22 protein-coding genes are annotated in these 21,563 nt (G+C 64.7%); 9 read left to right on the forward strand and 13 right to left on the reverse strand.

What is annotated here, in order from left to right; genetic code table 11:
- Window positions 1-15: 15 nt before the first annotated feature.
- The 6 genes from EV580_RS21070 to EV580_RS21095 form a co-directional block, all read right to left on the reverse strand.
- A complete protein-coding gene (locus EV580_RS21070) occupies window positions 16-333 on the reverse strand; it encodes a DUF732 domain-containing protein (protein ID WP_133694107.1) in 318 nt (105 codons plus the stop codon).
- Between the two features lie 123 nt (window positions 334-456).
- Window positions 457-1,206, reverse strand: a complete 750-nt coding sequence (locus EV580_RS21075; protein WP_133693234.1) for an enoyl-CoA hydratase — start codon at window positions 1,204-1,206, stop codon at window positions 457-459.
- Window positions 1,199-1,486: a 2Fe-2S iron-sulfur cluster-binding protein gene (locus EV580_RS21080; RefSeq protein ID WP_133693236.1), complete on the reverse strand. Its 288-nt coding sequence runs from the start codon at window positions 1,484-1,486 to the stop codon at window positions 1,199-1,201. Before EV580_RS21080 ends, EV580_RS21075 begins: the two co-directional genes overlap by 8 nt.
- Before the next feature lie 3 nt (window positions 1,487-1,489).
- Window positions 1,490-1,756: a hypothetical protein gene (locus tag EV580_RS21085; protein ID WP_133693238.1), complete on the reverse strand. Its 267-nt coding sequence runs from the start codon at window positions 1,754-1,756 to the stop codon at window positions 1,490-1,492.
- Window positions 1,756-2,493, reverse strand: a complete 738-nt coding sequence (locus tag EV580_RS21090) for an IclR family transcriptional regulator (protein ID WP_133693240.1) — start codon at window positions 2,491-2,493, stop codon at window positions 1,756-1,758. Before EV580_RS21090 ends, EV580_RS21085 begins: the two co-directional genes overlap by 1 nt.
- 221 nt (window positions 2,494-2,714) lie before the next feature.
- Window positions 2,715-3,551 carry an SDR family oxidoreductase gene (locus EV580_RS21095; protein WP_133693242.1) on the reverse strand — a complete coding sequence of 279 codons (837 nt, stop codon included), beginning with the start codon at window positions 3,549-3,551 and terminating at the stop codon, window positions 2,715-2,717.
- A 220-nt stretch (window positions 3,552-3,771) separates the two neighbouring features.
- Between EV580_RS21095 and EV580_RS21100 the strand changes: the two genes are divergently transcribed.
- The 3 genes from EV580_RS21100 to EV580_RS21110 are packed head-to-tail and all read left to right on the forward strand — an operon-like array spanning window position 3,772 to window position 7,063.
- Window positions 3,772-4,929 carry an acyl-CoA dehydrogenase family protein gene (locus EV580_RS21100; protein WP_133693243.1) on the forward strand — a complete coding sequence of 386 codons (1,158 nt, stop codon included), beginning with the start codon at window positions 3,772-3,774 and terminating at the stop codon, window positions 4,927-4,929.
- Between the two features lie 39 nt (window positions 4,930-4,968).
- Window positions 4,969-6,117, forward strand: a complete 1,149-nt coding sequence (locus EV580_RS21105) for an acyl-CoA dehydrogenase family protein (protein ID WP_133693246.1) — start codon at window positions 4,969-4,971, stop codon at window positions 6,115-6,117.
- Window positions 6,118-6,154: 37 nt separating this feature from the next.
- Window positions 6,155-7,063 carry an SDR family NAD(P)-dependent oxidoreductase gene (locus EV580_RS21110; RefSeq protein ID WP_133693248.1) on the forward strand — a complete coding sequence of 303 codons (909 nt, stop codon included), beginning with the start codon at window positions 6,155-6,157 and terminating at the stop codon, window positions 7,061-7,063.
- 42 nt (window positions 7,064-7,105) lie between these two features.
- Here the strand turns inward: EV580_RS21110 and EV580_RS21115 are convergent, their stop codons facing one another.
- Window positions 7,106-7,945, reverse strand: a complete 840-nt coding sequence (locus tag EV580_RS21115; RefSeq protein ID WP_133693249.1) for an SDR family NAD(P)-dependent oxidoreductase — start codon at window positions 7,943-7,945, stop codon at window positions 7,106-7,108.
- A complete protein-coding gene (locus tag EV580_RS21120) occupies window positions 7,942-8,280 on the reverse strand; it encodes a nuclear transport factor 2 family protein (protein WP_133693251.1) in 339 nt (112 codons plus the stop codon). Before EV580_RS21120 ends, EV580_RS21115 begins: the two co-directional genes overlap by 4 nt.
- A gap of 135 nt (window positions 8,281-8,415) precedes the next feature.
- Here EV580_RS21120 and EV580_RS21125 point away from each other — a divergent pair, with 135 nt between their 5' ends.
- Window positions 8,416-9,240, forward strand: a complete 825-nt coding sequence (locus tag EV580_RS21125) for a MerR family transcriptional regulator (RefSeq protein ID WP_133693253.1) — start codon at window positions 8,416-8,418, stop codon at window positions 9,238-9,240.
- Between the two features lie 12 nt (window positions 9,241-9,252).
- Here the strand turns inward: EV580_RS21125 and EV580_RS21130 are convergent, their stop codons facing one another.
- The 4 genes from EV580_RS21130 to EV580_RS21145 all read right to left on the reverse strand — a co-directional run bounded on the left by EV580_RS21130 (window position 9,253) and on the right by EV580_RS21145 (window position 13,663).
- Window positions 9,253-10,524, reverse strand: coding sequence for a DUF445 domain-containing protein (locus EV580_RS21130; RefSeq protein WP_183504605.1), 1,272 nt, complete (start codon window positions 10,522-10,524; stop codon window positions 9,253-9,255).
- Window positions 10,521-11,198: an Abi-alpha family protein gene (locus tag EV580_RS21135; protein ID WP_133693254.1), complete on the reverse strand. Its 678-nt coding sequence runs from the start codon at window positions 11,196-11,198 to the stop codon at window positions 10,521-10,523. Before EV580_RS21135 ends, EV580_RS21130 begins: the two co-directional genes overlap by 4 nt.
- Window positions 11,199-11,280: 82 nt before the next feature.
- Window positions 11,281-12,138, reverse strand: a complete 858-nt coding sequence (locus EV580_RS21140; protein WP_133693256.1) for an NAD(P)-dependent oxidoreductase — start codon at window positions 12,136-12,138, stop codon at window positions 11,281-11,283.
- Between the two features lie 31 nt (window positions 12,139-12,169).
- The gene (locus EV580_RS21145) at window positions 12,170-13,663 is read right to left on the reverse strand and encodes an alpha/beta hydrolase family protein (RefSeq protein ID WP_133693258.1); all 1,494 of its coding nucleotides are present in this window, start codon (window positions 13,661-13,663) and stop codon (window positions 12,170-12,172) included.
- A 162-nt stretch (window positions 13,664-13,825) separates the two neighbouring features.
- Here EV580_RS21145 and EV580_RS21150 point away from each other — a divergent pair, with 162 nt between their 5' ends.
- The 4 genes from EV580_RS21150 to EV580_RS21165 all read left to right on the forward strand — a co-directional run bounded on the left by EV580_RS21150 (window position 13,826) and on the right by EV580_RS21165 (window position 19,595).
- Window positions 13,826-15,187 carry an FNR domain-containing protein gene (locus EV580_RS21150; RefSeq protein WP_133693260.1) on the forward strand — a complete coding sequence of 454 codons (1,362 nt, stop codon included), beginning with the start codon at window positions 13,826-13,828 and terminating at the stop codon, window positions 15,185-15,187.
- A gap of 77 nt (window positions 15,188-15,264) precedes the next feature.
- Window positions 15,265-16,662 (forward strand): 3' terminal RNA ribose 2'-O-methyltransferase Hen1, encoded by a 1,398-nt coding sequence (locus EV580_RS21155; RefSeq protein WP_133693262.1) that lies wholly within the window; start codon window positions 15,265-15,267, stop codon window positions 16,660-16,662.
- A complete protein-coding gene (locus EV580_RS21160) occupies window positions 16,659-19,190 on the forward strand; it encodes a polynucleotide kinase-phosphatase (RefSeq protein WP_133693270.1) in 2,532 nt (843 codons plus the stop codon). Before EV580_RS21155 ends, EV580_RS21160 begins: the two co-directional genes overlap by 4 nt.
- A 27-nt stretch (window positions 19,191-19,217) precedes the next feature.
- A complete protein-coding gene (locus EV580_RS21165; protein WP_133693272.1) occupies window positions 19,218-19,595 on the forward strand; it encodes a DUF2834 domain-containing protein in 378 nt (125 codons plus the stop codon).
- Here the strand turns inward: EV580_RS21165 and EV580_RS21170 are convergent.
- Entirely contained in the window at window positions 19,584-20,450 is an 867-nt protein-coding gene (locus EV580_RS21170; protein WP_166654810.1) for an SMP-30/gluconolactonase/LRE family protein, read from the reverse strand. The two genes, EV580_RS21165 and EV580_RS21170, sit on opposite strands and share 12 nt — an antisense overlap.
- Window positions 20,451-20,599: 149 nt before the next feature.
- Between EV580_RS21170 and EV580_RS21175 the strand changes: the two genes are divergently transcribed.
- A complete protein-coding gene (locus tag EV580_RS21175) occupies window positions 20,600-21,463 on the forward strand; it encodes a DUF4344 domain-containing metallopeptidase (RefSeq protein WP_133693276.1) in 864 nt (287 codons plus the stop codon).
- The last annotated feature ends 100 nt before the right edge of the window (window positions 21,464-21,563 follow it).

Below are 21,563 nucleotides of genomic sequence, written 5' to 3' on the forward strand. Positions count from 1 at the left end.
ATCCGTCCTTCGCATTCAGGTTGGTGCGAGCCGGTAGCCGGCCGCGGAGTTCCGCAGCTGCCAGATGTTCGCGGGGCAGAGTTCGTTGGCGGCCTGGGTGATCAGATACGACGCCTGGAAGTCGTCAGAGGTGTCGAAGTGTTGCTTGTTGTCGATGACCAGCTGCGCGTAGGAAACGCCCTGCCCGATCTGGTCACAAATGCCTCGCCCGTACGACAACGCATCGTCAGCACTGCTGAAGTTATAGCCCGGACGGACAGTCACATTCACCAGATAAGCGATGGCATCCGCGTGGGCGGTACTGGAAAGGAATACACCCGCCGAACTCAACATCGCAGCCGTCGCCGCCACCTTTGCCACCGAACGCTTTCCACGGTTGACAGAGCCAGACATGTCACCACCAATCTGAAAATCAGCTATCCGAGTTTCGTCTCGTCGTACCCGCTGCCATGAAAGTCACCGTCCCGCAAGCCGGGCCGCAAAACTCGGCGATTGTAAAGACGCCACCTGGGGACCGATCTCAATGTCCTTCGCACTCAGGTGATGATCGCTATCCAGGAATCCGGGTATTGCCGTGGCTCGCATCGAGGCCTTGGTGGCGAGCACGACATCACGGGGCGCCCCGGCCGGACCCGCGGCCAGTTGAATCGCACCGGCGAGAGGATCGTCGTCGACACGCAATGCCAATCCATATCGAACCGCATCCTGTGCGTCGAAGCGGGCGCCGAACAACAACGCCGCCCGAGCGACCTGCGGGCCGACAGCTCGTTGCAGCATCCACGTCGCACCGCCGCCGGGGTGGATCCCCAGCTTCTGAAAGCGAGCATCGAAAACGGCACGCGGGCCTGCGATTCGAACATCGGCGGCCATGGCGAGGTTCAATCCGGCTCCAACCGCGGCGCCGTTGACCGCTGCGATTGTCGGCAAAATCGACCTGCCTATGGCCATGAAACCCGCATAGAGGCGCTCGAGATCGTCTTCGGTTGCGCGGCTGAGCACCGCGAGGTCGCCACCCGCGCAGAATGCGGCACCGGCTCCGGTGACGACGATTGCGTGAACTCCCTCATCAGATTCCGCGCGGGCGAGGGCAGTACAGAGTTGCGCCGACATCTCATGGGTGACCGCGTTGCGGCGATCCGGATCGTTCACCGTCAGGACAGCGACGCGGTCAGCGACGTCGTATCGCACCACTGCGTCATCAGTCATCGTAGGTCACCACCACGTCGTCAGACGTTGTCACCGCCTGGCATGCCAGCACGTATCCTTCGGCCAGATCAGCGGCGTCCAAGATTTGGTTGTCCTTCATCTCTGCTGTGCCCCTGAGGATCCGACAGACGCAGGCACCGCAGGAGCCTTCGCCGCACGAGTATGGGACGTCGATACCAGCCTGGGTCAGCGCATCAAGCAGAACGGTGCCGCGCGGCCACGCAGCGCAATGTTCCTGGCCGGCAAGCCGGATCGTGACGTTGGTGGGTGTGGCGTTCATCGATCAGGTCGCCTCGTCGCCGAAGAGTTCCGACTCGCTGCCCCGGTGCGGCGCCACCCTTATTACCAAGTTGGCGATGTTGAGCTCGATGGAGGTTCGTAGCGTGCGACAGCTCGGAATCACCATGCTGCGTTCCCCTTTCGCTGCTCTGCGCGCGAACTCGATGCAGATGGCCTCGGCATCGCCCTGCCACTGCACACACATCTGGTTGTCGGTGTACCGCTCGACCAGCACCACGTTCTCGCAGTCACTGCACGCAATCTCGGTCATCAAATCGCTATCGCACGACGACCGAGCTTGGTGTAGATCATCGCGCCGGTCCTTCGCACCAGGTGGATCGTCTGCTCGTTCATCGACATCTGATCCAGCGCGCCACAGATGGAGATCGCCGCGACGACATCGCCTTTCACGCCCACCGGTGCGCCCACGCAGCCGATTCGTGGAATCGCCTCGCCCCGATCGAACGCGACTCCGCGCTGTCTAATCGCGGCCAGCTCCTGCCGGGTGGGTGAAGTATGCGGATGCGCAGCCGCAACGGGATCGCACCATTGGTCCAGCGAGTTGGCCAGCAGAACCTTTCCGACGCTGGTCGGCGCCGCGGGCCGCCGACCACCCACCCGGGTGTCGATACCGGCATCCACCAGTCCCTCGAGCTTCTCCAGATAGAGCACGTCCGTACGCTGCAATACCGCAAGGTGGACGGTCAGACCCGTCAACCGCCGCAGCTCCCGCATGTGTGGCAATGCCGCCGCATGCAGTTGATCCTGCTGCACCACAAGCGATCCCAACTCCAGCAGGCGCAGTCCTAACTGATACCGGTGCCCGTCGCGGCGGATCCACCGCAACTTCACGAGTTTTTCGAGCATGCGGTGCGCGGATGAACGGGGAACACCCGTGCGCCGGGCAATCTGCGAGAGCGTGAGTTCGCTGGGACCGTCGAACGCCGTCAGGATGAGATCGGCACGATCAATCCCGCTCGCCGCGCATTCCTGCAGCTCAGTCGCCATGGTTCCCTCCGTCTTAGCCGGCACCAGAACACCTGTTGTCGGCCGAGCCTATATTACTAGCAGGTATAAAACAATCCGCGGTTTCGACTGAAATCGCGTCGGCACTCGCCCGACATAGCGCCTCTAACAGGGGTAATCCGCCGGAGACTTCTCACGAGGGTATTCCTAATAGGTCTAAATGGTCTAAGACCCAGAGTCAATGCCGGCAGCACCGGCGCCGATCAGGAGGAGGCCGGCCGATCGGCGAGGTAGAAGTTGGGCACGAGATCGTCCTCGCTCGTTGCGAGCCGGTAGTCATCCAAGCTGTCGATGCCTTCCTCCAGGAGCACCTCGGCGTCGGTAAGCAAGCGCCCCGTGCATTCCGCCGCGGGGCGCGTGACCAACGCATGCAGCGCATCGGCCATGATCTGGGTGTCCCGAGCCTGAGCTCGGACCACGTCGGCGCCCATCGCGACCATCAACCCCGTGCTCGCGACCGTCGTCTCCGGCCACAGCGCATTGACTGCGATCGGTATCGATGCGAATTCCTCGGCCCACCCGACGGTCAACAAGCTCTCGGCATACTTGCCCACCGTGTGGGCGACATGTGCGCCCAACCATTCCGGCGCCAGGTTCAACGGCGGTGAGACGTTCACAATGTGGGCGTTGTCCGACTTGCGTAGATGCGCCAACGCACTGTGCACCAACGCATATGGGCCTTCGACATTGACCGCCAGCAAGCGCCGGAAGACCTTCGGGGCGAGCGCGGGCGTCTTCCTGAGATCGAGCGCGCCTGCGTTGTTGACAACGACGTCGATCGCACCGAAAGCCGCCGCGATCTCGTCCACGGCCGTGCTGACGGCTTCTGGGTCACGCACATCGCAGCCGATCGCCAACGGCCGGCCTCCGGCGTTGCGCACCGCTTGAGCGCTCTCAGCCAGAGTGCCGTCGATCTTGGGGTTCGGAGTTTCGGTCCGGGCCAACAGGGCAACGTTCGCGCCATCGGAGGCGGCACGGATCGCGATCGCCCGGCCGATCCCCCGGCTGGCGCCGGTCACGACGACAACACGATCCTTCAACGAACGCTGTGGTCGGTATGGAGATCGATCCACCGACGGCCTGCCTCTCTATGGGTCTGCAGTGTGCAGTGCAACACTATACATATAACTATTTAGCTAGATAGCGTCTGCGAGCCCGGCGGGCAGGCCGCAGAGGTGTTGAGCCGTTGCGTAATCGATCAACACGTTATATATATACCTTATTACGGAGGGAGTCCACGACCATGCCAAGAACCAGCTGATGAACAGCCTGACCGCATACGAGAAGCAGGAACTGGGACGATCCACCCGGCTGACCTGTGAGCGGTTCGCCACGCTGGACCGGGTCCGTGAGGTGAGCTACCAATTCCCTGACCTACGGGTACGAGGATTCGACGCGCAGCTATGGCGATTGTTGTGCCAGCAAGTCGGTATCGCCACGATCGCGGTGCCCGAGCACGCCGGCGGGGCCGGCTATGGCACTGCCGCGTTGAGTGCGGTCGCCCATGAACTGGGCAGATCCCTGGCACCGGTGCCGTTTGTCGCATCGCTGGTACTGGCAACCGGACTGCTCATCGACTGCGACAACCCGGACGCACCGGGAGTCGGCGGTGACATTCTTAAGGCCTTGCTCGACGGCGAACACACGGCGGCCGCCGTGCTCACCGAGGACGGCGGACTCTGGCACCGCGGCGCCATCGCCATGGCCGCGGTGACGGACGGCGAACCCGGAGCAAGACTGAGCGGAGTCGCCCGACATGTCCTACACGGCGGTGCTGCCGAGCACCTCGTCGTCGTCGCGAGCACGGACGGCGAAGCCGGGGTCTACCTCGTCTCAGCCGCTCAATCCGCGGTAACCGTTCTCCCCGAACGGGTTCTGGATCCGACCAGACCGATGGCGACGGTTCGGTTCGACAACGCCCACGGCACCCGACTCAATCCAACGCAGCCAGTGGACACAATCATCGAGCGCCGCATGCATCAGGCAATCGCGATTCTGGCGGCCGAACAGGTCGGTGCCAACGAGCGAGCACTGGAGATCGCGGTCGAATATGCCAACACCCGAGAGCAATTCGGCAGAGCCATCGGCAGCTTTCAAGCGATCAAACACCGTTGCGCCGACCTGCTGGTGGAACTGGAAATGTCGCGCTCGGCGTGCCAAGCCGCACTCGAAGCTGTCGACGACGACTCGCTGGGTTCGGCGGCCGAAGTCGAATGGCGTTGCAGCATGGCCAAAGCCGTGTGTTCGGAATCGCTACGCAATGTCGCGCACCAGAACCTGCAGATACACGGCGGCGTCGGCTTCACATGGGAGGACTCGGCGCACCTCTACTTGAAGCGGGCCAGAACCGACGAAGTTCTCTTCGGTACACCGGCGCAGCACTGGGACCGCATCTCGGTCGCCGCCGGCGTGCACTGACCGACCACTGACAATGCTGCATAAGGACATCGCCACACAATGATTGACACCGACGCGTGTGATCTCGATGAAATGCGAAGCACGATTCGTCAATTCCTCAGCGAATCACCTCGCCCAACGGGTCTGCGCAACTACGGGCCCACTCCCACACCCGACGATGTGCAGCCCGGTCGGCAATGGCACCAGTATCTGGCCGCGCACGGCTATGCCGGTCTGCACTGGCCCACCGAGTACGGAGGGTCCGACGCTCCGGTCCCGGTCCAGGCGCTCTTTGCCGAAGAATGCGCCCGGGCCGACGTGCCGCGCCAATTAGCAATGACTGCAATAGATCTCGTCGGGCCGGTGTTGATCAACTACGGAACCGATACGCAGAGGCAGCGCTACCTCGAACCGATCCGGCTCGGCGACGACATCTGGACTCAGCTGTTCTCCGAACCGGGTGCCGGATCCGACTTGGCCGCTGTGCGCACCAAGGCCGAACGAACACCGGATGGCTGGCGGGTTACCGGACAAAAGGTCTGGAGCTCTGGAGCAATGTCGGCCGAGTACGGCATTCTGCTCGCCCGTACCAGTCCGGACGGCCATCGCGGCTTGAGCATGTTCATCGTGCCGATGGACGCGGCAGGCATCACGGTCCGTCCCATCACACAGATCGACGGCGAGAGCAAGTTCAATGAAGTCTTCCTCGACGAGGTTGCGCTGCAACCAGATGCACTGATCGGCGACGTCGGCCAAGGCTGGAGCATCGCGATGTTGACCCTGAGCCGCGAACGACTCACTCTGGGCTGCCAGGCGGTGGCGATGTTCAAACGCCACCAACGCATCGTCGAAGCAGCGCGCAAGCGCGGCAGACTGGATCCCGTCCTGGCTCGCACCATGACCAAGATCTGGGCCCGGATGTGGCTGCTCCGATTTACCTGGCAGCGCGCCGTCGCCGGCGAAGATATGGCCTCGCCGGCCTTTTCGGTACTCAAGATCATGACTTCGGAAACTGATCGAGACCTCTGTGATCTCGCCACTGATGCGTTGGGCACCGACGCCTGCACCGAGCCCGGGAGTGAGGATGGCGCCGAACTGGTGCACGCCATGCTCGTGGGACGTGCGCAGACAATCTTGGGCGGCACCGCCGAGATCCAGCGAAACATCCTGAGTGAACGCCTGCTTCGCATGCCCAAAGAGCCGCGATGAGGCCGCCATACGCCACTGAATATCCGGGAGGACGTCGATGAATACATCGCTTCGCAACTGTGTGGTTCTCGTGACCGGCGGGGGTCGCGGAATCGGCCGAAGCCACTGCCTCACACTGGCAAGCCTCGGGGCCGCCGTTGTCGTGAATGATCCGGGCGTAGCCCGCGACGGTAGCGAGCAGGCCGCCGGTCCCGGACCCGCGGAAGCAGTGGCGGCCGAAATCACTGCGGCCGGCGGCCGCGCTATCGCCCACACCGGCTCAGTGGCCTCGTGGAGCGATGCCGCCGACATGGTGGAAACCGCGGTTCAGACCTTCGGCACCCTCACCGGAATCGTGAACAATGCTGGCATCCTGCGAGACTCGCTGGTCGCCAGCGCAACCGAGGCGGACTGGGACAGCGTCATCGCTGTTCATCTCAAAGGCACATTCGCCGTCACCCACCACAGCTGCGCCTATTGGCGGGCCGAGGCCAAAGCGGGCCGCCAGATCGACGCCCATATCGTCAACACCGTCTCCGGTTCCGGCCTCTGGGGAAACGTAGGTCAGGCTGCCTACGGCGCCGCGAAGGCCGCGATCGCCAATCTCACGCTCATCACTGCCATGGAGGCACAGCGCTACGGCGTTGCAGTGAATGCTATTTCACCGCTCGCACGGTCCCGCATGACCGATGTTCTCTTCGCCGGCAGGCCGGACGACCCGGCGCTGGACCCGTCACGCAGCTCGCCTGTCGTGGCCTGGTTGCAGTCACCCGAATCATCCTGGCTCACCGGACAGATCCTGCGTATCGACGGCGGGATACTCAGCCGCATCAAGGGCTTCACCGAGTCCGCCCGGTACCAGGCGCGCGACGGAGAAGCGCTCGAGTACGACGAGATAGATTCCGCTGTCCGATGGCTGTGGGACACACTGCCGCGCGGATTGGCGGGCCCGTTGCCGAGGCGCTGATCGCGCGGATCACAACGCCGCCCGTTTCGTGCTCCCCGAGAACTAGGCCGGGAAATCGGCTCCACGAGAGAGTGTTTCGTTCGCCCGGATGTCGGCCAGGCTCTGCTGCAGTGCATCGACCACGGCGTCGTATCCGCCACTGCCCAGGACCAGCCGACGCGGAGGCGGATCCTGGGCCATCGCCGCGATCACCGCACGGACACCGCGGCGCGGATCGCCAGGTTGCGTCCCGTCCTGCTCGACAAAAGAGGCGCGTACCTGCTCCAGCATGTCGTGGTAGTCCGGAATCGCCTCCGTGATGGGCTCGTTCGCGAACCCGGCGTAGGCGTTCGTGCGGAACGCTCCCGGTTCGACCGCCAACACGGAGATGCCCTGCGCGGCAACCTCGTCGCGCAGCGCATCGGTGACAGCCTCGACGGCGAACTTCGTCGCGCTGTAATAGCCGAATCCGGGTGCAGCGATGAGCCCGGCAACCGAGGACACGTTGACGATCCACCCGTCCCCGCGGGCGCGCATCCCCGGCAGCACCGCGCGCGTCACGGACAACACCGCGAAGAAGTTCAGCTCGAACATCGCCCGCACCGAGGACTCGTCCATCCCCTCGATCGATCCGTACCAGCCGCGGCCAGCGTTGTTGACCAGCACGTCGATCCCGCCGAAGCGCTCCTCGGCCGCGCGCACCGCGCGCAAAATCTGTGCGGCGTCAGTGACATCCAGCGGCAGGACGAGAACGCGGTCGCCGTACTGGTCCGCCCACGCCAGCAGCTCCTCAGGACGGCGAGCCGTGAGTGCTACGCGGTCCCCCGTCTCGAGCGCCGCGTCGGCGAACGCCATTCCGAAGCCGCCGGGCGTGCCACCGGTGATGAACCATCGACGCGTCATGGCTCGATCACCAATCGGCTGATCAGTGCGCCGTCCAGCGCGAAGCGGTAGCGCAGGTCGGCGACCCCGCCGGGGAAGTCGCCCTCGAGGTGCTGCCTGGCCTCGACGGTCGTGTCGGTCGCAGTCGCACCCATGAACTCCGTCGTATAGGTGTACTCGGCGGCCGCGGCGGTCAGCCACGCGCCGATCTCGTCACGACCCGTGTAGTCGCGGCCCTCGTCGGTCACGACGGCGTCCGGGGTGAACGTGGCGAGCGCTCGGTCGACCTCTCGGGCGTCGAGTGCGGTCAGAAACGTCTTGGTGTTATCCGGGAGTGCATCCCATTCGTTGGTCATGGCCCCACGGTGGAGCTTCCCCTAGGGGGAGGGTCAAGCCGGGCCGGCACTCTCGCCGCAATGTTGACCTTGCCCTAGGGGGAGACTGCACGATGGCCATACAAGACGAACCGCGGCTCACACAGGAGGGATGCCATGGGCGCACAGGTTTCGATCGGTGACTTCTCGGTGATGACGAGCCTGAGCAGGAAGGCGCTCCGGCACTACCACGACATCGGCATTCTCGAACCCGCCCATATCGATTCCCATACCGGCTATCGCTTCTACGACACCAGCCAGGTCGATCACGCGCACATCATTAGACGGTTCCGATCTCTCGGCATGTCGATTCCCGATATCAAGGCGCTGCTGAGCACAGAAGACGCCGCGAGCCGCACCGACATCATCACCACCCATCTCGCACAGATGGAGGTGCAACTGCAGCAGACGCGTGACACCGTGGGCGCACTGCGCGAGTTACTTGCGCCCGTGCGCGCCCCCGCCCACGTGGAGTTGCGCCATGAACCTGCCCTCGCCGTGTGGTCCATCGGCGCCACCATCGAGATCGCCGAGATCGACAGCTGGTTCGAAGCGGCGATGAGAACACTCAGCAACGCCGTTGAGACGGCAGCGGGGTCCGGCGCCGCGGCCGCACCGGGCGGAGTCTACGACCGAGCCCTGTTTACCGAATCGCGCGGCGAGGCAACCCTATTCGTACCCGCGCCACAATCTTCGGGCATTCCCGAGGGCGTCCGTGCCGCGGTATTACCGCAGGCCGACTTCGCGGTGCTCACCCACGTCGGCACTCATGAAGGTATGGACCGCAGCTACGGGGCGCTGGGCACCTACGCAAACGAACATCTGATCAGCGCCCAGGGACCAATCCGCGAACACTACATCGGCGGCCCGCCCTCAGATCCGACAAAATTCACCGCCACCGAGATCTGCTGGCCAATCTTCCGCACCACACCCCAGCCATAATGAGCGCAGTCGTCAGGTGAAGAACTCGATGATCTGCACCTGAAGCTCACCGACCACGCCGCCGAGCACCGCGCCGACCGCGATCATCAGCGGTTCGTCGTCCTTGAACACCGGCCGCAGGATCGACTCGTACTCTTCCTCGGTCAGCTGACTCATCTTCTCGATGACCACGTGCTCCAGATCCAGTGCGTTCACCGCGTACTCCTGCGCCTCGAGCAAGGTATCCGGTAGCCGCTCCAACACCAGGGTGACCACGCGGTCCTTCATTGCCCGGTATCGCTTGGTGCCGACCGCCAGGGTGACCATCGGTCGCGCAACCCCGGTCTGGGCGTCGATGGCGGCATCGATTTCCTTGGCCGCCAACGCGAATAATTTGTCCGAGCCCGGGCCTTTGATGATCGCGTCGAACATCAACTCGGGTGAGAACAGATCCTCGGCCAGGATCTTCGCGTAGTCGCGGGTGATCTTGTCGCGCTCGGCATGCAGCAACCCCTGAAAGGGAATGAATCCCAGGAACTTTCGTGGCCTCATCGGCCGGAAGAGCATGTTCAACGCGATGTAGTCGCTGATGAAGCCGACCGCGAAACCGAATGCGGGCATGATCCACGGGTTCTTGAACAGCGCCCACGCCACCATCTGGACCAGACCGATCACCAGACCGAAGTAGATACCGCTGCGCCGCACGAACGCCATCGCATCGGTGGTGACGCTGCGCATCAACTTGACGAGCTTCTCCTTGTTGCGCACCAGCGCCGTCACAGCCATGAAGTGCAGATCGAGATAGCGCGGAAGGTCGGCCTTCATCTCAGTCAGCATGTTCTCGACGATCTGGGGCGCCTGCTTGTGCATGCGCTCCTGGATCCCGCGTCGGGCGGACTCCGGCAGCGCGTCCCACAGGCCCGGGCGAATCTCGTCGGCAAGGTCACGTGAGATGTCGTCGACCGCTTCGGCGAGCGGAGCCCGTAGCGCATCGACCGCGTCGTTGGCGTCGATGCGGTCCAGCAGCTCTTCGGGTTTCAGCAAGTTGGCGGTCAGTAGATCGATGGTCTTCGAGCCGACCTTGCCCGCTCGCCGTGGCACGATCCCCTGCCATCCGAACGGACCCCAGCCCTTGAATTCGATCGGCCGATAGAGCATTTCGAGCGCGACGATTTTCGTGCTCCACCCGACGAAGGCCGCGACGAACGGCATCGACAGATACACCAGCCAGTAGGCGCTGAAGTCGGCCTTGATCTCGGTCCAACTCGACAGGGCGAGCAGCACGACGGGCGACGCGGAGCTCACTGACCGACATCTCCCGTGGCGGCCGCCCACAGCGATGCGCCCAGCGACGACAGCGACAGCGTCGACTTGTCGATCTTGGCGGTCAGCGGACCTCGCGACGCAGTCTTGATGGCCGCGAGCACCGACGTCTCGGCCATCAGCACTTCGTATTCAGTGGCCAGCGAAGGGTCTTCGGGTCCCGCTTCGACCAGTCCGAGTGACAGCAGGTGGCTGACGTATTGCGGAACCATCTGCGGCAGGGCCACATTCGCGGTCCGCCCGACGAGCGAGGCGTGCTCCAAGGCCGCACGGCCCGGAACACGTGGACTGAGCCAGGTGTAGACGTTCACCATCGGCGACGACGACCCGTCCGACAGCGCACCCAGGATGCGCGCCTCGTCGGCGACCAGTTGGTCGAGCAGGTGATGGTAGAGCTCGACCTGACTTCCCCTGGTGTTCTGGTCGAGGGCGCGGTCCAACAGCCGGCCCATCTTGCCGGCCAGCGAGTCGGGGTCTGGTGCTGACGGCTTCTCGGGTTCGGCATCCTCGAGCGCCTCGGCGGGGTCCAGGGAATCGAGTCCGGACCGGATGGCACCGACGACTTGCTCCTCGGCCCAGCTGTACGCGTCGAGACCCATACGTGCGGCGTCCACCGCGCGCCCGATCAGTCCGCGGGGGTCATATGAGAATGCCATCCGCAAAAAATAGCGCGGCAGACGTGTCAGAAGATGCACACCACGATGATCGCGACCCTGAACGGATCACACAGCGGGTCGGTCAGAACCCGAAGTAGACCGCAGCCATGTCGTCGCCACCATGGCCGGCTTCACTTGCCGCATCGAACGCAGCACGAACTCCATCGACCAACGCGGTGGACAGACCCGCGTCCGCGATCGCGTCTCGAATCAGTCCGGTGTCCTTGCGGACCCCATCGACGCTGAACTGCGGAGCGTAGGACTCCTCGATGATCGACCTGCCCTTCACCTGCAAGTAGGTCGAGCCCGCCGGGGCTCCATCGAGCGCGTCGAGCATCAACTGCGGGTCGACGCCGAGTCCCTTCGCCAGCGCGAACGACTGACCGACGGCCGCCGTCAGAGTGCTGATCCACGCGTTGCACACCAATTTGAGCTTTGACCCGAGTCCGGGCTCGTCGCCCACCCAGATCGTCTTCACTGCCATCGCGTCCAACGCCGGCTGCACCCGGCCGCGCAGAACTGGATCGCCCGAGGCCAGCATCACGAGCTTGCCCTGCTCCGCGGGGCCCTTGGTACCCAGCACCGGACAGTCCAGGAAGGCGACACCATGCTCGGCGGCCACCGAGGCAGTCTGCTCGGCGCCCTCAACGCCAACGGTCGCGCATTGCACGAACACCGCGCCACCCTTCATCGCCGGCAACACCGCCGTCATCACGTCCAGCGTCGCGGCGGCGTCGAACAGGACCGCCAGAACAACGTCGGCCTCCGCGACAGCGCCGATCGGGTCGAGCGCAACGGTGGCGCCGTCGTCGGCCAGTGGCTCCGAGCGTTCGACAGTGCGGTTCCAGACGGTGACGTCGATGCCTTCCCGCAGCATCGACCGCGCCATGCCGGCTCCCATGGCACCTGTCCCCAAGACCGCGACTCGCATGGTCACCATTCTGCAATGGGGTCTGCGGTGACCTGACGTCCTACCCTCTCAGCACCGATGCCGGGATGGACGACGCCGCGACGGGGGTGAATCGCGGGTTGTTCCTTGCCGATTCGTCAGGCAATGAGCCCGAGTCGATGACGACGGCGGTGGCACTACCGTGATCGCCGTCGATGTCCACGGTTTCACCGCCGGAGCCGTACACACCGTCACAGCCGGTCAGGCAGCGGCCGGTGACCGGGTCGACGGTGCCGGTGAACATGTCGTTGATCCAGCCGGCCATCAGCCATTGCACCCCTGGCGGATTCTGTGGCTGCGGGAACCCGGCGAAGAGGTAGGCCACGTTCTGGAGCAGTGGGTTGCCGCCGAGCATGGAATCCATGTGGACACCACCCTTGACGACGACACCGATGAACTGCCCCGGCCGGGCCGCCGCGAGATCGGGGATCGCCGTGCTGAAGGAGTTGAAGCTGTTCGGCGGTGCACCCAGCTGATAGATCGGAACATAGTCGGCGGGATCGTTGCCGTTGCTGAGCTCGAGCTGGTTGAGGCGGTCGATGGCGCTCGGCATGACGCCCGCGGTCACCACTCCGTCCAGCAGCACCACACCGGCAAGGTGGTTGGGGGCATCCTGGCCGTCGGCACGGCGCGCCACCAACCCCTCGGCGTAATAGCCGGCGACGGGAGTGACCAAGCCCCCGCCCGCCGAGTGGCCGGCGAGCACAAACTCTTCCGGCACGGCGAAGCTCTCGCGGCCGGCCTTCAATGTGGCTGTCGTCAAGCTGACGTTCAGGGCTTCTCGGTCCGGGTCGAGAAACAGTTGGGCGAGTGCCCTGTGCATGCCGTCGCCGCCGAGCGACATGCTCCTCGTCCAGTTGGGACTCAAGGTGGTCACCACGACCACGCTGTTGGTGCGCTCCGCCAGATACGACGCGGTGTAGCTGTACATCGGGCCGGTGGCCCCGAATCCGTGCTGAAGGTAGATCAGCCGCTCCGGTGTGCCGTTCGTCGGGAAGTACCAGTCGGCCGCGACCTCAGTGCCCGGGGCGACAACCAGCGTCGAACTACTCTCCTGGATCGAACCGCGAAGTTGGCGGGGCACGATCGGCGGGCCGTCAATGATTTGGGCCACGATGCCGATCGCGTCCAGCACGGGCGAAAGCACCGCGTTCACCAGTGGAGTTAAGGCGTTCACCAGTGGCGTGAGGTCGGGCGCAGGCAAGGTGATCGACGCCGCCGAACGGCTTGGAGCGGTGGATGAAACCGCTTTCGCCACTTGAGAAGTGGTGTCCGTCTTCGTGGCGTCCTTCTCGGCCGTGTGGCGAATGCGGGCCGTGCCCGCGCGAGCCGGTTTGCCGCGCTGAGAATTCACGGAGGCCGCGGGTTTCTCGCTGCGCGGCGACGACGTCCGTGCCGAGCCGGCATCCGAACCCGCATTGGTATCGGCGTTGGCCGCACCGGCACCGGCCACCACCGCCGCCGAAACGCCGGCGGTCAGCACGCCGGCCCCGACCCATCCGGATAGCTTCGCCATTTGCGCCCCCGTCGCTCAATCCGCGAGTAGCTGGATGCTAACTCGCTGAATCGCGTCACCAACGGGGTTTTCTCCGCATCCGCTATCGAATACAGCGCCAATTTGGCGAGATGACCGTAGATTTCAGTCGCAAACAATCGGCCATCGATTCGAGGAGCCCGCGTGGATCGGTCGGTGTCGCCCCAAGTCGCGAACGGCACACAGAACGCCGAGGAGTCGAACTTCGCCCCGCCGCCCGGTGGCCGCGGTCGGCTGATGCTCTACGCCACCCTCATCGTCGGCGTCCTCGCGATCAACGCGATCGTGCTCGTCATCGGCATAGCCGCCGGGTGGTGGGCGGACAGCGCGGTGAGCCTGCAGCTGATCGCCGCAATCGCGCAGGTGAATCTGCTCGTAGCGGTCCTGCATCGCCAGCAGTGGATGGTGAGCCTCATCGGTTTCCTGGCGACCAATGCGCCGAAGTCGTTGCCGCTCGCCATCCGCTGGCGTCTTGCGCAGTACTACCACTTCGGCGGCGTGCACATCGGGGCGGCGATCGCCGGAACACTCTGGTACGTCGCCTTTCTGTTCTGGATCTGGCCGGCGTTCTACGACGGCAAAGCCGACATCGACGATTTCAGCGCGGTCCTGGCGACGGTCGTCGTCGTGACGATGGTCGTGATGTGCATCCTGTCCGCACCCGATCTACGCACGAAACACCATGAGCTGTTTGAATTCTCGCACCGCTTCGGCAGCTGGACCATCCTGGCGATCGCCTGGGCCAACACCTTCGCCCTCGCGCTGCTGCACTCCAAGGAATACGGCCACCTGGCCTACGCCAACGCGGTCGCCCACTCCCCGGTGTTCTGGATGCTCGTCCTCACGACGTTCTTCGCCGCCTGGCCGTGGATTCTGCTGCGCCGGGTTCCGATTTCAGTCGAATGTCCCAGCGACCACATGGCGATTGTCCGCCTGCACTCCAAGCGCACCCCGCCGATCGGCACGACCCGATCGATCAGTCGTCATCCGTTGCAGAGCTGGCACCCGTTCGCCTGCGTTCCCGCGAAGGCGGGTGAGGACGGCTACCGGATGATGATCTCCCGAGCTGGCGAGTGGACCAGCGCGTTCATCGACAATCCGCCGTCGCATATCTGGGTGCGGGGTATCAGCACGCCTGGCGTGGCCAATGCGAAACGGCTCTTCAACCGCGTCCTCTACATCGCGACCGGCAGCGGTATCGGACCGATCCTCGGCCATCTGCTCACCGACACCCAAGGGGCGAAGCTGGTGTGGGTCACGCGGACCCCGAGGGAGACCTTTGGGGATGCACTCGTCGACGAAATCACGTCGGCACAGCCGGACGCCGTTATTTGGAACACCAGGACCCAGGGCAAACCGGACGTGTTCGAGGTGAGCTACCAGGCCTTCGTCGAAGCAGGCGCGGACGCGGTGATCATCGTTTCGAACCGATCCGTCACCACCGACGTCGTCAGCCGCTTCGAGCGACGCGGCGTGCCGGCGTTCGGGCCGATCTGGGACTCCTGAGGCGTCGTGTCGATCATGGTGATCGCGTCCCGCGAATATTGAACTGACACCGCCGGATCCGCCGGATACTGTTCTGCGTGCTGATTTCCATCTCGACCACACACGAACCTGCGACCGACCTCGGCTACCTGCTGCACAAGCATCCCGATAAGGCACAGTCGTTCACCGTGGCCGCTGCACGCAACGCCCACGTCTTCTATCCGGTAGCCACCGAAACCGAATGCACGGCAACGCTGTTGCTCGACATTGATCCGATCGCCCTCGTTCGCGGCCGCAGCGAGACCGCCACGTTGGATAGCTACGTCAACGACCGGCCGTACGCGGCAGGCTCAATGATGTCGGTCGCCATCGGATCGGTCTACCGCACCGCCATGAACGGTGTCAGCCCGAAGCAGGACCTGGCCGACACCGCCATCCCCCTCGTCATCCACCTGCCCGTCGTTCCGTGCCGAGGTGGGCCGGAGCTGGTCGAGAAGCTTTTCGGGCCACTCGGCTGGCAGGTCACGGCCACCACGATTCCCATGGACCCCCAGTTTCCGCAGTGGGGCGACGCCCCTTACCTGGATGTCCGGCTCACCGGCACGCTCCGGCTGGCCGACGCACTCAAGCAGGTCTACGTGCTGCTGCCAGTGCTCGACAACGCCAAGCACTACCGAATCAGCGAGGACGAGGTCGCCAAACTCCTGCGCACCGGCGACCGGTGGCTGCTCGAACACCCCGATCGCGAGTTCATCGTCGCCCGATTCCTGCGCTATCGCGGACGCTACGTCCAGAGTGCGCTCGCCCGACTGGCCGAAGCCGACGGCGTCGACGAGACGGCAGTCGACGACGCGCTCGACGCTCCGCGCGTCACCGAGGAGCCCGCGCGCAAGGTGCCACTGGCACTGCAACGCCGCGACGCGGTGCTCGCGTTGCTCCGCGACTGCGGCGCCCACCGTGTTGTCGACATGGGTTGCGGCGGAGGGGCATTGCTGCGCGAGCTTGCCAAGAACGCCCAGTTCACCGAGGTGGTCGGCACCGATGTCTCAGCCCGCGCGCTCGAGACGGCCGCACGAAGTATCGACCGGCTGTCTGACCGGCTCAAGGACCGCGTATCGATCCGGCAGTCGGCACTCACCTATGTCGACCCCGCTCTGACCGGTTACGACGCAATGGTGTTGATGGAAGTCATCGAGCACGTGGACCCCGAACGGCTGACCGCGCTCGAGCGCAGCGTATTCGGCTATGCCAAGCCCGGTTTCGTGATCGTGACGACACCGAATGTGGAGTACAACGTTCGCTTCGAAACACTGCCCACCGGGCAGTTCCGCCACCACGACCACCGTTTCGAGTGGACGCGCGCCGAGTTCAGCCGATGGGCGACCCGCGTTGCCGACCGCAACGGCTACACCGTGCGGTACGTACCGATCGGAGACGACGATCCCGAGGTCGGCCCACCGACGCAGGCCGCGGTGTTCGAAGTGTTGCGCCAATGACGCGCATCGACATCCCCGACATGTCGCTGGTGGTACTGGTCGGCGCGTCCGGCTCCGGCAAGTCGACGTTCGCGCGCAAGCACTTCGCGCCGACCGCGGTGCTGAGCAGTGATTTCTTCCGAGGCCTGGTCGCGGACGACGAGAACGACCAGTCCGCGACCCAGGACGCATTCGACGCGCTGCACTACGTGGCAAGCAAGCGACTGGCGGGTGGCCGAGTCACCGTCATCGACGCGACCAACGTCCAGCAGAGCAGCCGAGCTGGACTCGTGAAGCTCGCCCGCGAGTACCACGTCCTCCCCGTGGCGATTGTGCTCGACATGCCGGAGTCGCTCTGTGTAGAACGCAACGCTGCGCGCGGGGATCGCGACTTCGGCAATCACGTCATCCGCCGCCAGCGCGCGGATCTGCGCCGGTCGCTGAAAAGCCTTGCGAAAGAGGGATTTCGTCGAACCTACGTGCTGCGCAACCCCGACGAGGTGGACGCCGCCGAGGTCTCCATCGAACCACTGCTGAACGACAAGCGTTCGGAGACAGGACCGTTCGATGTCATCGGCGACGTGCACGGCTGCCGGATCGAACTCGAGGCGCTCCTGGTCGAACTCGGCTACGTTCTCGCCCGCGACGACGAGGGCCGCTCGGTAGGCGCGTGCCATCCCGAGGGCAGGCGCGTCGTGTTCGTCGGCGATCTCGTCGACCGCGGTCCGGACACTCCCGGCGTGCTTCGGCTCGCGATGGGCATGGTCGACAACGGTGACGCCATCTGCATCTGCGGCAACCACGAGGACAAGCTCAGCCGCGCGATGCGCGGCCGCAAGGTCACAGTGAGTCACGGGCTGGCCGAATCACTCGAGCAGCTCGGCGCGGAATCCGACGAATTCCAGTCTCGGGTACGAGATTTCGTCGGTGACCTCGTCGCCCATGTTGTGCTCGACGACGGCAACCTGGTCGTCGCGCACGCCGGACTCCCGGCGTCCTACCACGGCCGCGCCTCTGGGGCGGTCCGCAGTTTTGCGCTCTACGGCGACACCACCGGTGAGACCGACGAGTATGGACTGCCGGTGCGCTACCCGTGGGCCGATGACTACCGAGGCCGCGCGATGGTGCTGTATGGCCATACTCCGACCATTGACGCCGCGTGGGTCAACGGGACCATGTGCCTCGACACCGGGTGCGTGTTCGGCGGGCGCCTGACTGCTCTGCGCTATCCGGAGCGGGAAGTGGTGTCCGTTGCCGCGCAAAAGGTTTGGTATGAGCCGATCAAACCGCTCACACCTGTACAGCCACTCGGTGGAGTCGGCAGGCGCGAGCCGGACATTCTCGAACTCGGCGATGTGCTGGGCAAGCGCATCGTGACGACTCGCCAGCACGGTCGCGTCACCGTTCCCGCCGAGCGGGCGGCCGCGGCGCTCGAAGTGATGAGCCGCTTCGCCGTCGACCCGCACTGGCTCGTCTACCTGCCGCCGACGATGAGCCCGCCCGCTACGTCGACGGAGGCCGGGCTGCTCGAACATCCCCGCGAGGCGTTCTCGGCCTACCGTGCCGACGGCGTCGAGCGGGTGCTGTGCGAGGAGAAGCACATGGGCTCGCGTGCGGTCGTACTGGTCTGCCGAGACTCCGCACAGCGGCGGTTCGGCATCGCCGGCCGGGGCATGGTCTACACGCGCACGGGGCGCCCGTTCTTCTCGCCCGAGCAGACCGAGGCGATGCTCGCACGCGTGCGGTCGGCGATCGGCGGGCTGTGGGACGAGCTCGACACCGACTGGCTGCTGCTCGACGCCGAGCTGCTGCCGTGGAGCGCGAAGGCCAGTGGCCTGTTGACAAGCCAGTACGGACCTGTCGGCGCCGCGGCGGTCGCCGGGCTGGCCGCGTCGCTCGACGCACTGACTGACGCCGATGCGCGCGGCGTCGGGGTCACCGCGCTTCGAGATGACATGAGCGTCAGGGCCGCCAACGCCGCCGCCTACCGCGACGCCTACCGGCGGTATTGCCGGCCCACCGATGGCCTGGACGGCGTGACGCTCGCACCATTTGCGCTGCTCGCCGCCGAGGGTCGGTCGTTCGCGACCGAGCCGCACAGCTGGCACCTCGACATCGCCGATCGGCTGGTGTCCGGTGACCCCGAACTGTTCACGCCGACTCGGCGGCTCGAGGTCGACACGACATCAGAAGCGTCGGTACAGAACGGGATCGACTGGTGGACCGAGCTCACCGCGGCCGGCGGTGAGGGCATGGTGGTCAAGCCGCTGGCCAACCTGGTGCGGGGAGCCGGCGGGCTGGTGCAACCGGGAGTCAAGGTGCGCGGCCGGGAGTATCTGCGCATCATTTACGGCCCCGACTACACCGAGCATCTCGATCAGCTGCGGCAGCGTTCGCTGCGGCACAAGCGGTCGATGGCATTGCGCGAGTATGCGCTCGGCCTCGAGGCATTGGACCGGCTGTCCGAGGGTGAACCCCTGTGGCGCATCCACGAATGCGTCTTCGCGGTGCTGGCGCTGGAGTCCGAGCCCGTCGATCCGCGTCTTTGACCAACGGGGACACGCCATAATCCGTCGATGACGTCAATCTCGCGGCTATCAGGAACCGACAAGCTGCTCTGCGGCATCTACGCAATTCTCGCGGTCGCTGCGCTGGTATTCGTGTTCGGGAACACCGTCGCCTATATGCTCAGCGACGGCAATGGCGGCGTGACGGGATTCTTCGCCGCCGGATACGTCAACTACGCAACCTCTTCGCTCACCAACGACTTGCTCATCGTGGGCGCCGCGGCGCTCGTGTTGATGATCGCCGAAGCCCGTCGACTCGGAATCCGGTACGTGTGGGCCTACGTCGCCGCCGGCTTCTTGATCGCCATCAGTGTGGCGTTCCCGCTGTTCCTGATCGCCAGGCAACTCAAGCTGGCAGCAGGCACGGACAGCGGATCATCCAGCTAGTTGCCGATCGTCGAACCGTGTTTCCGGAAGGCCCTGGACGCCCACGTCGACCAGAAAAACCGCGCCGGCCAACGGTTCGGTGTCGGGGATATCCGGCAGGGCCGAGGTGATCGCCAGCGTGCGCAGATCACTGCCGACGAAGATGCAGCTGGTCGGCCGGGAGACGGGCACGTCGATTTCGCGATCCACTCGCCCATCGGGGGTGTACCGAATGACTTTGCGCCCTTCCCATTTCGCCGACCACACGCATCCGTCCGCATCGACCGTGAGGCCGTCGGGGTCGGCAGGCCTGGTGTCGGTCGCGAAGATCCGTCCGTTGCGGATCTCCCCGGTCGCCGCGTCGTAGTCGAAGACGCGGATCGATCCTGTCGCGGAGTCCGCGTAGTACATCAGCGCGCTATCCGGCGCCCAGCCAAGCCCGTTGGAGACGGTGACACCGTCGAGCTCCGCATGAGGCCGGCCGTCATGAAGGCGGTATAGGTGAGCGGCCGGCTCGGTTTCGGGCTCGTGCATCGTGCCGAACCAGAGCCGTCCCTGGCGGTCGGTCTTTCCGTCGTTGGTTCGTAATTCGGACGTATCCCAGTCGCCCTGCCACGTCACCTGCCACCCGGCGCCGTCATGCACATAGAGGCCGTCGCGGCACCCGGCCAGTAGGCCGCCGGAGCAGGTCTTCACAACGAAACCCACCTCGCCAGGGGTGGGCAGCGTGCTGATGTCTCCAGAGCCGAGGCGGGCCGAATGGACGGCGCAGCCCAAGCTGTCCACCCAGTAAAAGGTCTCGTCCTCGGCGTCCCACCACGGCCCCTCACCGAGCGCGTCGCGATGATCGGCAAGAACATGCAGTGTCGGTGGCACTTCGAGCTCCCTCCTGACGGTCGACGACAGCACATACTCCCAGCTCAGCGCCAAAAGTTCTTGGTGAGAAATCCGTGAAGACGCCTCGTCCACCCGTAGGATCTGCGAGCGTGTCAATTACTGGGGTCGCTCTGACGAAGGTTGGGACCATGCGCACTCGAATTCTCCCTTTGTTGGCGATTGGGTTGATCGTGGCGGGATGCGGTGGCGGCGGCGAGGAAAAGGGCGACTCATCCGGCAGTCCGGCAGCGTCAGGGACTCCAAATGCCAAGGGCCCCGACGAGACTGGCACAGCGGACGCCGGCGGCAAGATGATCGTCACCTACGAGGACGCCACCAGCCCCGAAGCGATCAACGGCAAAAAGCTGTTGCAGGACAACAAGGTTCTCGAAGACCTCGCCGCCGATATCAACCAGACGCTGAAGCTGCCCATCGACATCCCCCTGCTGGGATCGCAGTGCGATACGCCGAACGCCTTCTGGAACCCGAACAAGAAGACCGTCACCATCTGCTACGAGGATGCCGACCTGAGCCAGAAGATCTTCGTCAAGGCCGGCGACAAGGATCCTGACACGTCGGCCATCGGCTCCGAGGACGCGACGTTCTATCACGAGGCCGGCCACATGGCGGTCACCCTCTACAACTTGCCGATCACCGGCAGGGAAGAGGACGCTGCCGATCAGCTCTCCGCCTACATCCTCCTGACGCCCGGCGACAGCGGCAAAGTCGATTCGGAGTCGGTCCAGGCCGTGAAGGATTTCGCGCGGACATTCGCCGCGTATGCGGAGCTCAAGGCTCAGATGGGCGCGAAGGACAATATGGCCGACGAGCACTCGTTGGACCAACAGCGCGTCTACAACCTGCAGTGCTGGATCTATGGGTCGAACCCCGAGGCCAACGCCGACATCGTCAGTAGCGGAGGGCTCCCCGAAGAGCGTGCCCAACGGTGCCCCGACGAGTGGAAGCAGATCGCCCACGCCTGGTCGACTCTGCTGGACGACCACTGGAAGTAGCCCTGAGTAGTCGGGTACTGCATTTTCCGTTCGTCCTTGACGGCGCCGCCGAATACGGCGCACTGTGATCCTTGTCATAGCAGGGAGAAGGGCGACGTCA

It is taken from the genome of Mycobacterium sp. BK086 (genome assembly GCA_004362315.1).
Taxonomy (GTDB): domain Bacteria; phylum Actinomycetota; class Actinomycetes; order Mycobacteriales; family Mycobacteriaceae; genus Mycobacterium.

What these genes read in the sequence shown, in the direction of transcription:
- EV580_RS21145 (WP_133693258.1), bottom strand. Translation starts at nt 13,663, where the DNA reads ATGGCGAAGCTATCCGGATGGGTCGGGGCCGGCGTGCTGACCGCCGGC.
- EV580_RS21075 (WP_133693234.1), bottom strand. Translation starts at nt 1,206, where the DNA reads ATGACTGATGACGCAGTGGTGCGATACGACGTCGCTGACCGCGTCGCT.
- EV580_RS21105 (WP_133693246.1), top strand. Translation starts at nt 4,969, where the DNA reads ATGATTGACACCGACGCGTGTGATCTCGATGAAATGCGAAGCACGATT.
- EV580_RS21135 (WP_133693254.1), bottom strand. Translation starts at nt 11,198, where the DNA reads ATGGCATTCTCATATGACCCCCGCGGACTGATCGGGCGCGCGGTGGAC.
- EV580_RS21140 (WP_133693256.1), bottom strand. Translation starts at nt 12,138, where the DNA reads ATGGTGACCATGCGAGTCGCGGTCTTGGGGACAGGTGCCATGGGAGCC.
- EV580_RS21165 (WP_133693272.1), top strand. Translation starts at nt 19,218, where the DNA reads ATGACGTCAATCTCGCGGCTATCAGGAACCGACAAGCTGCTCTGCGGC.
- EV580_RS21110 (WP_133693248.1), top strand. Translation starts at nt 6,155, where the DNA reads ATGAATACATCGCTTCGCAACTGTGTGGTTCTCGTGACCGGCGGGGGT.
- EV580_RS21090 (WP_133693240.1), bottom strand. Translation starts at nt 2,493, where the DNA reads ATGGCGACTGAGCTGCAGGAATGCGCGGCGAGCGGGATTGATCGTGCC.
- EV580_RS21125 (WP_133693253.1), top strand. Translation starts at nt 8,416, where the DNA reads ATGGGCGCACAGGTTTCGATCGGTGACTTCTCGGTGATGACGAGCCTG.
- EV580_RS21100 (WP_133693243.1), top strand. Translation starts at nt 3,772, where the DNA reads ATGAACAGCCTGACCGCATACGAGAAGCAGGAACTGGGACGATCCACC.
- EV580_RS21175 (WP_133693276.1), top strand. Translation starts at nt 20,600, where the DNA reads ATGCGCACTCGAATTCTCCCTTTGTTGGCGATTGGGTTGATCGTGGCG.
- EV580_RS21070 (WP_133694107.1), bottom strand. Translation starts at nt 333, where the DNA reads ATGTTGAGTTCGGCGGGTGTATTCCTTTCCAGTACCGCCCACGCGGAT.
- EV580_RS21080 (WP_133693236.1), bottom strand. Translation starts at nt 1,486, where the DNA reads ATGAACGCCACACCCACCAACGTCACGATCCGGCTTGCCGGCCAGGAA.
- EV580_RS21085 (WP_133693238.1), bottom strand. Translation starts at nt 1,756, where the DNA reads ATGACCGAGATTGCGTGCAGTGACTGCGAGAACGTGGTGCTGGTCGAG.
- EV580_RS21160 (WP_133693270.1), top strand. Translation starts at nt 16,659, where the DNA reads ATGACGCGCATCGACATCCCCGACATGTCGCTGGTGGTACTGGTCGGC.
- EV580_RS21120 (WP_133693251.1), bottom strand. Translation starts at nt 8,280, where the DNA reads ATGACCAACGAATGGGATGCACTCCCGGATAACACCAAGACGTTTCTG.
- EV580_RS21115 (WP_133693249.1), bottom strand. Translation starts at nt 7,945, where the DNA reads ATGACGCGTCGATGGTTCATCACCGGTGGCACGCCCGGCGGCTTCGGA.